Annotated in this window: 13 protein-coding genes, 1 tRNA gene and 1 pseudogene; 1 reads left to right on the forward strand and 14 read right to left on the reverse strand. The window is 33.6% G+C overall.

Annotated features, from left to right (window positions below):
• Positions 1-40: 40 nt before the first annotated feature.
• The 11 genes from ACZ2G2_RS02610 to ACZ2G2_RS02660 all read right to left on the reverse strand — a co-directional run bounded on the left by ACZ2G2_RS02610 (position 41) and on the right by ACZ2G2_RS02660 (position 8863).
• A complete protein-coding gene (locus ACZ2G2_RS02610; RefSeq protein ID WP_470393827.1) occupies positions 41-1633 on the reverse strand; it encodes an oleate hydratase in 1593 nt (530 codons plus the stop codon).
• 135 nt (positions 1634-1768) lie between these two features.
• Positions 1769-2332, reverse strand: coding sequence for an HdeD family acid-resistance protein (locus ACZ2G2_RS02615; RefSeq protein WP_282068987.1), 564 nt, complete (start codon positions 2330-2332; stop codon positions 1769-1771).
• A gap of 20 nt (positions 2333-2352) precedes the next feature.
• A complete protein-coding gene (locus tag ACZ2G2_RS02620; protein WP_470393829.1) occupies positions 2353-2853 on the reverse strand; it encodes a hypothetical protein in 501 nt (166 codons plus the stop codon).
• Positions 2854-2895: 42 nt separating this feature from the next.
• The gene (locus tag ACZ2G2_RS02625; protein WP_470393830.1) at positions 2896-3714 is read right to left on the reverse strand and encodes a DUF1269 domain-containing protein; all 819 of its coding nucleotides are present in this window, start codon (positions 3712-3714) and stop codon (positions 2896-2898) included.
• Positions 3715-3742: 28 nt separating this feature from the next.
• The gene (locus ACZ2G2_RS02630; RefSeq protein WP_470393832.1) at positions 3743-5344 is read right to left on the reverse strand and encodes an oleate hydratase; all 1602 of its coding nucleotides are present in this window, start codon (positions 5342-5344) and stop codon (positions 3743-3745) included.
• 156 nt (positions 5345-5500) lie between these two features.
• The gene (locus ACZ2G2_RS02635) at positions 5501-5767 is read right to left on the reverse strand and encodes a DUF5661 family protein (RefSeq protein ID WP_101203962.1); all 267 of its coding nucleotides are present in this window, start codon (positions 5765-5767) and stop codon (positions 5501-5503) included.
• 248 nt (positions 5768-6015) lie between these two features.
• The gene (locus tag ACZ2G2_RS02640) at positions 6016-7290 is read right to left on the reverse strand and encodes an MgtC/SapB family protein (protein ID WP_090837645.1); all 1275 of its coding nucleotides are present in this window, start codon (positions 7288-7290) and stop codon (positions 6016-6018) included.
• 6 nt (positions 7291-7296) lie between these two features.
• On the reverse strand, positions 7297-7683 hold the full coding sequence (locus tag ACZ2G2_RS02645) for a hypothetical protein (RefSeq protein WP_470393833.1): 387 nt from the start codon (positions 7681-7683) through the stop codon (positions 7297-7299).
• An 87-nt stretch (positions 7684-7770) separates the two neighbouring features.
• Positions 7771-8136, reverse strand: a complete 366-nt coding sequence (locus tag ACZ2G2_RS02650) for an arsenate reductase family protein (protein WP_282068994.1) — start codon at positions 8134-8136, stop codon at positions 7771-7773.
• 17 nt (positions 8137-8153) lie between these two features.
• Positions 8154-8372: a hypothetical protein gene (locus ACZ2G2_RS02655; RefSeq protein ID WP_470393834.1), complete on the reverse strand. Its 219-nt coding sequence runs from the start codon at positions 8370-8372 to the stop codon at positions 8154-8156.
• 32 nt (positions 8373-8404) lie between these two features.
• A complete protein-coding gene (locus tag ACZ2G2_RS02660; protein WP_470393835.1) occupies positions 8405-8863 on the reverse strand; it encodes a hypothetical protein in 459 nt (152 codons plus the stop codon).
• 208 nt (positions 8864-9071) lie between these two features.
• On the opposite strand from ACZ2G2_RS02660, the pseudogene ACZ2G2_RS02665 reads away from it, so the two are divergent.
• Positions 9072-10655, forward strand: a pseudogene (locus ACZ2G2_RS02665) (oleate hydratase); the annotation flags it as partial.
• Between the two features lie 213 nt (positions 10656-10868).
• On the opposite strand, the gene ACZ2G2_RS02670 reads toward ACZ2G2_RS02665, so the two are convergent.
• The 3 genes from ACZ2G2_RS02670 to ACZ2G2_RS02680 form a co-directional block, all read right to left on the reverse strand.
• Positions 10869-10941, reverse strand: a tRNA-Met gene (locus tag ACZ2G2_RS02670).
• Between the two features lie 120 nt (positions 10942-11061).
• Positions 11062-11244 (reverse strand): CPXCG motif-containing cysteine-rich protein, encoded by a 183-nt coding sequence (locus ACZ2G2_RS02675; protein ID WP_101203968.1) that lies wholly within the window; start codon positions 11242-11244, stop codon positions 11062-11064.
• Between the two features lie 71 nt (positions 11245-11315).
• Positions 11316-12143: a Two component regulator three Y domain protein gene (locus tag ACZ2G2_RS02680; protein WP_470393836.1), complete on the reverse strand. Its 828-nt coding sequence runs from the start codon at positions 12141-12143 to the stop codon at positions 11316-11318.
• Positions 12144-12206 lie beyond the last annotated feature (63 nt).

Below are 12206 nucleotides of genomic sequence, written 5' to 3' on the forward strand. Positions count from 1 at the left end.
AATCGCCAATAAAATTATCACCTCTTAGTGTTACTATCCGTTAACCGCTAATAGATTTTACAGCAGTTAATAATGCTTTTGGACTGTGTATAGAGTCATAAACTGGCAGTACTTTTTTATCGGTTTCAAACAAACCAAAAACAGCAGTTTGTGCTGTTCTTACAGAATATTCTACAGTAAACACAACATCTTTTGGCACCTCAGCAAACTGTCCTAAAAAAGCAAAGTTAGTAGCTCCTTTTGGTAAGACTTTTGGTCTATCTCCAATTTTTCTTGGCATAAATAAACTATCAATATAAGGCATTGCTGTTGGTATACAATTTACCTTTCCCGCTTTTACAACAGGACTCATTATATCTTGTACTTTTAAATGATACCACAATTCTTCTAATATTTCTCTACCAGTACATTCCGCCATCGTCTTATTAACGTAGTTTCCTTTTCTGTCTGGATATAAGCCATACCCCCAAAAGATTTTAACATCTTCCGGTTGGTTTGGAAAATGAGGTTGACGCGCAATGACAATAGACATTAACCAATTAGAATCTGTCATAGTTACCAAACCACCCGTACCGTCAACATTTCCTGAAAAATTTTCCATATAATCATGGAACGTATTATCCTTTAATGTTGCTGTAAAAGAGTACCATTTTTGTAAATCGATGTTATCACAAAAGGGATCAGGATTACCAAAAGCCTTATCTTTTTTTGCTAGTGTTTTCCATAATTGCCAAGCCCCAGACGCTTCAATTCCTTTTAGTTTTGCAGGTCTTTCCCAGGCACCATTATCGGTACTTTCTGTTATAGAACCGTTGGTGATAAAGACGTAATCGTTTGCTCCCAAAACAATTTCGTTTTTATCTTTTAAGTGAATAACGGTTGCTGTTTTTTTATCTGAAGACAAATTGAAATCAATATCAACAACTTCGTGACCCACATCAAAATTTACACCATAATCTTTTAAATAATTTTTTAAAGGAATAACTACAGAATGGTATTGATTGTACTTGGTGCGCATGACTCCTCCTAACTTTTTTAAACCATCAATTAAATGAATAAAGCGTTTCATGTAACGTCTCATCTCTACAACACTACTCCATTTTTGAAAAGCAAACATCGTAGACCAGATATACCAAAAATTAGTTTCAAAAAAGGCTTGTTCAAACCAATCTTCGATTCTTTTATTTCCTAACGATTTCTCTGAAGCGAATATCAACTTTAAAAATTCCGCTTGTTGTTTTATAGATAATCCATAAGAAGATACATCCATAATTTTACCTTCTTTTAAAAGTCTTGCTTGCCCATTAGATACAAACCGTTTATTAAATTCAAACGATTCGTCTTTAACAGAAACATTGGGATCTTCATAAGACGGAATATTAGATAACAAATCCCAATAGCATGTATAATGCGCTTCGTGCATTCTACCACCTCTTACAACAAAACCTTCTTCTTTATCTCCTGCACCATCTAGAGCACCTCCTAAGATATTATCTTTTTCTAAAATATGAATATTCTTACCTTGTACACCCGCATCTTTTACTAGATATACCGCACTTGCCAGAGATGCTATTCCACTTCCAATAAGATAAACTTTAGCATCTTCTGGATTTTTATTTTTTGTTTTACTCATAACTTTATTTATAATAATTGAAAAGCAAAGCAGTAACTGTTAGTCGTCTTCTTCAAATTAGTTATACTATTCGGACCTATTAACAAATACTAAAACTACCTCGCATTTACAGTTACAGCAATGCTTTACAATGTTTTAATTGTGATTTTGATTTTTTAAATTGAATGCTAAAGCGATTCTAAAAATACCTGCAGAAATAAATGCCAGAGCGGTCATGTATACAATACTTAACCCTGCAATTATTGGATTAGCTAATAGCAGAAAAGAAAAGAGTATTATTAGACATCCCAAAAACAATAACCAACCCCAAGATAGGATTCCAAATGTTTTAATCTGAAATGATAATCCAATAGCCATAAACCCCTGAAACAATAACCAGAAACCAATATAAAAAGGCAGAATTGCCATAGTCATCAATGGATGCGTTATTAATAGTAGCCCTATAATAAGATCCAAAATACCACCTGCCAAATACCAACCCCAACTACTTATCTCGTGTCTATTAGAAATAGAGAACACAATTTGTGAGCCTCCTGATATAAAAATGAATACACTAAAAATTATACTTAAAGAGACATAACTCGCTACTGGTGTTTGAAAAACCCAAACCCCGGCGATAATGTATAGAACACCTATTAAAAGCGTTATCCACCAATTTTTTACTGTGGATTGTGTAGAACTTAAAATTGTAGTTGCCATAATGTTATAATTTAAATTTATTAATCAACATTATCTTTAAAAAGGTCTTTTAAAGCAGCCCCAATCTCGTCCATATCATGCGTAAATTCGCGTTCAAATTCCTGTTCATTAGCCATAGTCGTTTCATTAAAAGAAATGACACCATCTTTAAATTCTTTACCCCTTTCGGCTAATTTATTTTTAAGTGCTTCGTTTTTTTGTTCTAGTTGATTTAAAGCTATCGTTAGCTTTTCTTTTTCTGCTTTACCTGCCGACTCCATTTTAGTTCTCAATGTTTTAATTTGAGCATCTGTTGCTTTAATAGCAGACTGAGATCTGTTTTCAAACTTTTTCCAATTCTCATTCACAGTCATTTTAATCTCCTTACTGGTATCTACTGCTCCTTTTTTAAGATCGTTACCAAGTACTTTTGCATCCTCTTTAACAGATTTAGCATCTTGTTTAGAGGCTTGCCCGCAACCAATTAATGTACTTCCTGCCATAAAAACGATTACAGCTAAGGCTAAAATTTTTGCTTTCATATCTAAATTATTTAAGTTAATTACTAAGTTTTTTATTGGTTATTAATCCACAATATCCTCACCTAATGCACTATGCAATTGGTATAACTTTTCTTCTTCCTTTTTGATTTTTTTACTGAGTCTATTTTTTCTAGCCTGAGCGTATGCATCGCTCACAGATTGTTCAAAACCATCCAAGCGTGTTTCTAGTTTGTGAATTCTAGATTTAGTGTCACTTTTAATCTTATTCAGTGTTGCTTTTCTTTTAGCTTCCAACCCTACGATATGCGCTTTTCGTTTTGCCTTTAAATCGGCAATCTTAGCTTTAATCGTGTCTTTTTCATGTGCTGTTGCTTTTCTAAGTTTTTGACGTTCGTCTTCAATACTATCTTCAAAATTTTCAACTTGCTCATCTACATAATCATCGAACTCTATACCAGCTTCACTTCTAATAATTTCTGAGGATAGTCCATTGAGTGCTTGGTCTATAAAAACGGAACTATCTTCTGCTACTTCTGCAACAATTGCAATAGTACCGACAGCCATTTTTTTACTTACCTTTTTAAGAAACTCTGCTTCAAAGTCATACCGACTAGCATCCCAAACTGCACCTACTGCAGTTCCTGTATATAATCCAATGATAAATCCTAAAGGCCCTACTAAAGCACCTGCAAGCCCACCTAGAGCCATACCAGTAAACAACCTCCAACCTTCTCCATCGGTTTGATTTTTTAAGATCTCGAATTGTTTGTTATCTTTTTTACGAATCATCATATGCTCATACAGCGTGATATCTCCATAGGCATCCAATTCTTTAATTCTATGTAAAGCTTCAATAGCTTTACTTTCTTCCTTAAACGGAACAACAATAATATTTGCCATTTTTATAGGTTTTAAAATTAATATTTGTTTAGTGGAATGCTTTAGCAACTGTTTGAAGTTCCACTTTAAGTGTTTTATCAAATTTTGTGATTGGCGGAATTTCAAGATCGATATCTAGTAATTGATATACTGCCATTTGTGCTGCTCTAACCGAATACTCTACCGTAAAAACAACATCATCAGGAATCTCTACAAACTGGCTGATAAAAGCTAAATTTTTAGAGTTTTTAGGTACAGGAAGTGGTCTGTCTGTTTTTAAGCGTGGCATAAACATACTAGTGATGTATGGCATCCTGCATGGAATACAGATTGCATTTGCAAATACAATATCGTAATCAAATTTTAAGTGTCCACAAAGCTCTCTCAGAATTTCTTCTCCAGAACATTCTGTCATGGGCTTACCTACAAAGTTACCCACGCGGTCTGGATGTAATCCATAGGTAAAAAAGACTTGCACATGATCTGGTTGGTCTTTATAATGAGGCTGTTCATTTAATGAAAAACTCATAAACCAATTAGAATCCTTAAGAGTTACTTGACTTCCTGTTCCAGCTTTGTTACCAGAAAATTGTTCCATTTGATCAAAAAACGCAGTGTCTTTTAAAGTGACAGTAAACGATTCCCAAAATGATTCTGCGATATTGGTATTAAACACTTCTGGTCTACCAAATCCAGGATATCTACTTGCTAATTTCTCCCATAACACCCAACCTTGACTGTCTTTTTTTGTGAAATGTTTTGGAGCACTTGTCATCGACCCATAACTAGAAGCATCTGTCATTGATCCATTTTGATAGAAAACTAAATCGTCCTCATTAATTGTTACAGTTTCAGAATGACCTGCCGTATCATACATTAGTTTTTTTACAACTACTTTTTCGGTTTCTGTTTTTGGATCCAAAGCATACGTTGTGTCTATATCTGTAACTGTACTTCCTGTTTTGAAATTAACACCATGAGATTTTAACCAAACTTTTAATGGTAAAATCATAGAGTCGTACTGATTGTATACGGTACGTTTAACACCTGTCATTGTTTCTACATTAGGAAACTCTTGCATAAAACGGTGTAAATATCGCTTAAACTCTACCGCACTATGCCAAGGTGAAAACGCAAAACTTGTGCGCCACATAAACCAGAAATTAGTTTCGAAAAATGAAGGCGAAAACCAATCGTAAATCGCACTATTACCTAATTTTTCTTCGCTTGCTTCACTTAATTTAAGAAGCTCTGTGCGGTCCGACATTGAAAACCCTAATTTAGATGAGTCTACAATTGCGCGGTTTTTATCTATTAGACGCGCTTTAGAATGTGATTTTACTTTGTTATTAAAGGCTATAGTCTCTTCGGTTACAGATGTGTTAGGATCTGAAAGCGATGGAATGGATTTAAACAACTCCCAGGTGCACTCGTAAATATTTAATGTAAACATACGAGAGCCACGCAAGGTGTAGCCATCTTCGGGATTACCTCCGGCATCTAAACTACCTCCTAATACTGGTAAACTTTCGTAGACCGTGATATTATTACCTGCGAAGCCACCATCACGAATTAAAAATGCTGCTCCAGATAAAGAGCCAATCCCACCCCCTATGAAATATGCTTTTTTGTCTTTGTTATTTGTGTTCATAATAAGTCTATTTGTCTTGTTAAATTAAGAAGCTTCTTTGTTTAAGTATCAAAAAGAACCTCTTACTCATCCTATTTATTAATACTTCAAAATTAGAATGTTATGTTGATTAACGCACTGACCTGAGTCAGTCTGAGTAAACTGACTTAAATCAGTTTATTCCTTTTTACTCCAATATGCTTCTGCTTCATTTTCCATTTTTTCTAAACGGGTATAGTAATCAGGAAACTCTTTTAAATGCGCCCAAGCTATTTTTCCTGTTAAAGCTTTATCGTTATTAGTAACATTGGTTTCTGGATATCTTGTTCCATGTTCAAACTCGACATTTATTCCTTTTGTAAATTCATCTAATTGAATATCCACCCATTGGATACCTAGACTATCTCCAATCTCTTTTGCTTGTTGTGTGTTTACTTTTTTCATTGTATTGTGCTTTATTTGACAGAATCCCAATAAAATGGCTATCAAAACTTATAGCATAAAATTACTTTTCTAAAAGACCACTTGCACTGACCTAGGTCAACTTGATGCAAAAAAAAGCTATTAAAAAGGGTGAATTTGCGTGAAGGATTGCAGCGAAAATCCCACAGCCCGACGCAGGAGGCGCGAGGAATTACAGCGAAAAGCCTGACCTTTATGGTCACGCCCAACTTTTAATTATTAAAATATAATTAACTTCTAATAATAAGAATGTAAATAATACCAACTAAAATGACGGTTCCAAACGCATAACCAACAAGTTTACCTGTAGTTTTGGAGCCTTTAAATAGGGTGATCCCTAATTTGACTAACATATTACTGATGGTTGCAGCAATGATTACGGAAGATGCTAGTGTTAGTTTGTCTTGATCTAAAGCAAATTTGGACATACTTATTGTAATGGCATCTGTATCTGCTAGTCCCGCAATTAAGGCCGAATAATATAGACCACTTTCTCCAAAAAACTGATTGCTATAATAAACAGCAAAAAGGATGATGACATACACGGCACCAAATCCAATTGCATTTAACATGTTTAATGGATTACCTAATTTTATATTGGTATCTGGTTTAGGGTCGTCCTTGCGCATTAATAATAAGGTTGCTACAATACAAACCAGTGTTAATAGTCCAAATGGGAGTATTAAATTAACCAGTATGGCGCTATTAAAAATATAGGCCAAAAAGGCTAATCTGGGAAACATAATCGCTGAAGCTACAATGATTCCTGCACTATATTTTTTGGAGAGTTCTGGAGAGGCCTTACTACTAGATGCGTAATTCCAAGCTACCGCTGTGCTAGAAATAAGCCCACCAAGTATGGCTGTTAGTATGATCCCTCTTTTTGAGCCAATAAACTTAACCAGAAAATAACCGATAAAATTTAAGAAAGACACAATGACTATTATCGAACCAATCTCGTAAGGGTTTAATAAATTATCTGGTCCGTACGTTTTGTTTGGTAGAAAAGGAAGTATTAATAAGGCTATTATTGCGAATTTTATAAATGCAAAAAGCTCTATTGAAGTAATGTTTTGAATGACTGTGCGAAACCTTGTTTTTAATGATAGTAATGTAACTATGATAACTGCTGTCGCGACTGCATCTCTATAATATTCCGCCGAAACCATTATCCCTAATACAAAGGTTGTTATTAAGGCTAAATTAGTTGTTAAATCTTGACTACGGAGTTCTTTATTTTGAGCATATTGATTGAATGCTAAAAACAAAATAAAGGCTCCTAAACTTATAATTAAGAGCCATACGGTATAAATTGTAGTAAGATTACCTAGTGTAAATCCAAGAATAGTCACTATAGGAAATGTTCTTATACCTGCTATACCATTGTCTTCTTTGAGTTTATCATACTCCCGTTCTAGACCAAGTATAAGACCAATCCCTAAACTTATCAATACTCCTAGAATATAAGATCCTACGAGCTGATTTATCTCTTCTTGTATTTGCATTTAATATTACATGTACTTTTCTAGAAACCTGAAAAATTCTTTTTTAAGATCTGCATAAATCTCACGTTGTGTTTCCATTTTATCTCTAAACGCAACATGCTGTTCTGCTAGACGAACATCTATTGCATCTTCGCCTTCTATGCATTGTGCTGCGATACGTGTTTCGTGTTTTTCTATAGTTTCTTGTAGGTCTTCAATAACACCACCATGAAGTATAAATTGGTTTTGATAATGCTCTAATTGTGCCAACACATCTTTATTAGTCCATCGCGTTACTAGTTCGCTTAATTTATTATTAAAAAACAATAACTCTTGTTTCCAAAATGCTAATTCACCTTTCCATTGCTCGTGCTCAAAGTGCATGTTTGAGTTGTATATAATTTCTTTTTCCATGATAATTAATTATTTAAATTATATCACAAAGATTGTATTTTACTTACATGCTTGAAATGACCTAGGTCAGTAAGACTAATACACAACTTATATTTTAATAATATCTGTTGGTGTCTCTACCAAAATTGTTTTATTACCACGTAACGCTATTGGCTGTTTCATTATTTGTGGATTGTGTTGTATCATTTTTATCCAATCATCCGTTGATAAGTTATGGGGCTCAAAACTAGCTTGATATGCTGGACTATCTTGATTAATAAGGTCTGCTACTGTAATATGTAACCGCTTGGCTAGTTCTACAATTTGTGTGCCCGTCAATTTTGTTTTTAAGATATCAATTTCTTCAACCTTAAACCCATCCGATAAAGCATAAGCTAACGTTTGTTTTGCTCTTGCTGATTTAGAATTATAGTATAGTGTTATTTGTCTATTTGATGTCGCAATCTCTCCCATAATTTGATTATTAAAACCTATTGTTTATTAATTTTTTCTTCTTGAACATAACGGTCTAAAAGTTGTTTTAAACTTGCTAAATAGTCCGTCAATACTTTTTTATCCATATGTGGATGTTTGCTTATTGGCAATGTCAAAGGGTTTTCATCTAAAGAACGATAAAGCTCAGGGTAATTGGTTTCAATATCAATAGTAAGCTGTGTTATGTCTTTTAATACTTTTTGTAGGTCTTTCATAAAATTTTATTTATGGTTAAAAATTAAATACTTTATTTATGTAAAACATTTAGTTGTTTGATTAATTCTTCTCCCCCAATCATATGTTCTGTTATTGAAAAAACCTCTTTTCTATTTTGTCTGAAGTCTTTTAAAAACTGAGTTAAATCGTCCTCTAATTGCTCGTGCTCTTCTCTAAACTTATCTGAAACGTATGTAAAAGGATCTTCTACCAACGCACTTAAATGATGTAAGTGTTTATCTATTCTTTGCAATAATATGCTGCATTGCTTTTCCACCTCTAATAAGCTTACTTCAACTTCAAGTATGACATCAATATTTTCCTTTTTTGTGAGGTATAAGAAATATTTATCGATCAAATGATGTAAAAATTTTAAATCCTGTTTATAAAATTCAATATCAGATTTCCAATGCTCTGTAAGCACATACAACTGCTCCCACGTTGCTTCGTGAATAAAGTTATCTTTTGGTCTGTTTCTAAAATCGCTCATGTCAATAAAGTTTTAAAAGTAAATGTAACCAAGAATAGATGCTTATAAAATGATCTTGGTCAGTTTACCTCCTTTTAATATCTGAAAAACAACTATTTATAAATAAAGCTTGTTAAATTTTTAAATTAAAATGCGGACTGACCTACATCATTTACAAACCCCAGAGCGCTCCCTAATTTTGTAAGACACAACAAGATTTAATTTAAAAACTAAAAATATGAAATCTAATAATTTTAAAGCGTACTGTTTAGGTGGTGGACTTGGCTCATTATCTGCAGCTGTATTCATGATTCGTGATGGCGGTATTCCTGGACATCAAATTACTGTTTTTGAAAAACTACCAACATTAGGAGGTTGCCTAGATGGTGCACGACTTGATGACGGGAGTTATTCCCTTCGTGGTGGTAGAATGCTAACCACAGATGCTTATGAATGCTTTTGGGGCTTATTTAAAGACATCCCGTCCATTAATAATAAAGGCATGTCTGTAAAAGACGAAACGATTGCTTTTAATAAAAAACATATCGCACACTCACAAGGTCGTTTAGTAGACAAAAACTGTCATATTGTAGATACCTCTACTATGGGTTTTGATATGCATGATAGATTAGAATTTTTAAAACTTCTTGAAGCATCAGAAGAAAAATTAGGCACCTCAAAAATCACCGATTGGTTATCTCCCGGCTTTTTTAATACTAACTTTTGGTACATGTGGCAGACCACCTTTGCTTTTGAACCTTGGCATAGTGCAGTAGAATTTAAACGTTATCTACATCGTTTTATGAATGAGTTTCCGAGAATTAATACACTTGGAGGGGTTAAAAGAACCATTTATAATCAGTATGACTCTTTAGTGCTTCCGTTAATAGCTTGGCTTAAAGACAAAGGTGTTAATTTTGAACTAGCAACTACCGTAGATGATATAATTGTGGAAGACATAAATGGAAAAGTTACCGTTACTTCACTTACAGTTATTAACAAAGAAGGTCCCAAACAAGTTAGTGTTAACCCTGATGACATTGTTATTTTTCAAAATGGATCTATGGTTGATGCTTCAAGTATAGGCTCTATGACACAAGCCCCAGTTAAAAAAACAAAACTAGAAAGTAAAGGATGGACACTTTGGGAAAAATTAGCAAAAGGAAGACCTGATTTTGGAAATCCAGCTCCTTTTAATAGTAGTATTCCTGAATCTTTTTGGGAATCGTTTACGGTAACATTCAAATCTTCTGAGTTTTTTGATAAAATAGAAAAAATGACAGGAAACGAAGCAGGAACCGGAGGCTTAGTAACCTTTAAAGATTCAAATTGGCTAATGTCTGTTGTGCTTTACAACCAACCGCATTTTATAGATCAACCGGAAGATATCTATATTCTTTGGGGATATGCGTTACACGGTAACCGTGTTGGTGATTTTATACCAAAAACAATGGTAGAAAGTAACGGACAAGACATCCTTAAAGAGTTGGCTGGTCATTTTAATTTTGATGACAATGTTTTTGAAGACGCTATTTGCGTACCCTGCAGAATGCCTTATATAACCTCTATGTTTATGCCACGTGCTTACAACGACAGACCAAAACCTGTACCTGAAAGCTCCAAAAACTTAGCCTTCGTGAGCCAGTTTGTAGAACTTGCTGATGATGTTGTATTTACTGTAGAATATTCTGTAAGAGCTGCTCAAACAGCGGTCTATCAATTATTAAATATTGATCTGGAAATACCTAAAATTACAAAACATGATAAATCACCCAAAGTCCTTATAGATTCCTTTTTTAAAGCCATTAAATAAAGAGTTAAGAACTAATCATCCTAGACTATTGAGGATTCAAGAACCGAAGCATTTGCTTCGGTTTTTTATTTTTAAGCTATTGTGTGTTATATAGAGACAGATAATCAATCCTGATGCGTCTGAGATTATTTAATTACACTGTCAGGATAATCTAAGTTAATACAAAACTATATAAAATAAAAAAGCTTCACATTTCTGTGAAGCTTTGCTTAGTAGCGGGAACTGGACTCGAACCAGTGACCTTCGGGTTATGAGCCCGACGAGCTACCTACTGCTCTATCCCGCGATTTTAAATTCGGAACAACTAACTTAGCTTTAAACTTTCGCTTCATAATGGCGACCTAGTTGTTTCGGACTGCAAATATACAATCTATTTTAGATATAACAAGTCTTTTTTTTTCTTTTTTTACTGTTCTATATTAACAGCTTCAAAACCAACAAGTTCTAACTCTAAAAAATTTGGAGTCACCTGTATTGGATTGCAACAAACCTCGCAATCTTCCACATAAGTCTGTTTTGTAACGCTTGGATCAAGTAGCATAGAAACCTCTTCCCAGCAATAAGGGCATTGAAAATAATGTTCGTACATAATTTACTTTTTACCAAAAATAAAAATAGTCAACCAAAGGCTGACTATTTTAAATATATCTTTAACATATATTAATCCTCGATACGTTGACTGCTAGCTAATACTTCTGTATCTTCTAAGTATAAGGACATTTTATTTGGAGCGTCACCTACAACAGTAACGTAATCGTTATTTAATTCGTTATCACTAACCATAACTAATTTAAGGTTTGCTAATTGAGATAATTCAAATGGCAATGTCCCAGATAAGTTATTACTAGATAAAACTAATTCTTCAAGATTTACTAGATCTGCGATACTTTCTGGAATCTGACCTTCTAATTGGTTATCTAAAAGACTTAATTTTTTAAGGGATTTTAAACTGTTAATATTAAAAGGGATATTTCCTGTTAAATAATTACTACCTAATTCTAGGCTTTGTAATTTAATTAAGTTAGTTATTGACTCAGGAATTGTTCCTGTAAACTTGTTACTATATAATGCTAAAAACTCTAAGTTAGATAAGTTACCTATCCAAGCTGGAATTTCACCTTCAAATTGGTTTAAAAACAATTGTAAAGACAATAAGTTTTGCATTGTAGAAATAGATTCTGGTAAATCTCCTTTAAGCTTATTAAAGCTAAGGTTTAAAACTTCAAGGTTACTTAATTGACCAATCTCTGTTGGCACTACCCCTTGTAAGTTATTAAATGATAAATTTAATCCTATTACTTTAGAATCTAAAACCGTTACACCATGCCAAGTATCTATTGACGCGTCAAGATCCCAAGTAGTATTCCACTCTGCTCCATTTGTGTTATTATATAAAGCGATCAAAGCTTCTTTTTCTGAATTAGATACACCTGCGAAAGATACACAAGCAAAAAGAAACATCAGTAAAGTTAGTTTTATCGTTTTCATAGTTACGTTTTTAAGATTAACTGCAACAAATATAGGACGAAAGGAGACTAAAAACAAAATAAT

The organism is Olleya sp. KKT75 (genome assembly GCF_055635485.1).

Coding starts and splice junctions, on each gene's coding strand:
- ACZ2G2_RS02610 (WP_470393827.1), bottom strand. CDS start 1,633: ATGAGTAAAACAAAAAATAAAAATCCAGAAGATGCTAAAGTTTATCTT.
- ACZ2G2_RS02615 (WP_282068987.1), bottom strand. CDS start 2,332: ATGGCAACTACAATTTTAAGTTCTACACAATCCACAGTAAAAAATTGG.
- ACZ2G2_RS02620 (WP_470393829.1), bottom strand. CDS start 2,853: ATGAAAGCAAAAATTTTAGCCTTAGCTGTAATCGTTTTTATGGCAGGA.
- ACZ2G2_RS02625 (WP_470393830.1), bottom strand. CDS start 3,714: ATGGCAAATATTATTGTTGTTCCGTTTAAGGAAGAAAGTAAAGCTATT.
- ACZ2G2_RS02630 (WP_470393832.1), bottom strand. CDS start 5,344: ATGAACACAAATAACAAAGACAAAAAAGCATATTTCATAGGGGGTGGG.
- ACZ2G2_RS02635 (WP_101203962.1), bottom strand. CDS start 5,767: ATGAAAAAAGTAAACACACAACAAGCAAAAGAGATTGGAGATAGTCTA.
- ACZ2G2_RS02640 (WP_090837645.1), bottom strand. CDS start 7,290: ATGCAAATACAAGAAGAGATAAATCAGCTCGTAGGATCTTATATTCTA.
- ACZ2G2_RS02645 (WP_470393833.1), bottom strand. CDS start 7,683: ATGGAAAAAGAAATTATATACAACTCAAACATGCACTTTGAGCACGAG.
- ACZ2G2_RS02650 (WP_282068994.1), bottom strand. CDS start 8,136: ATGGGAGAGATTGCGACATCAAATAGACAAATAACACTATACTATAAT.
- ACZ2G2_RS02655 (WP_470393834.1), bottom strand. CDS start 8,372: ATGAAAGACCTACAAAAAGTATTAAAAGACATAACACAGCTTACTATT.
- ACZ2G2_RS02660 (WP_470393835.1), bottom strand. CDS start 8,863: ATGAGCGATTTTAGAAACAGACCAAAAGATAACTTTATTCACGAAGCA.
- ACZ2G2_RS02675 (WP_101203968.1), bottom strand. CDS start 11,244: ATGTACGAACATTATTTTCAATGCCCTTATTGCTGGGAAGAGGTTTCT.
- ACZ2G2_RS02680 (WP_470393836.1), bottom strand. CDS start 12,143: ATGAAAACGATAAAACTAACTTTACTGATGTTTCTTTTTGCTTGTGTA.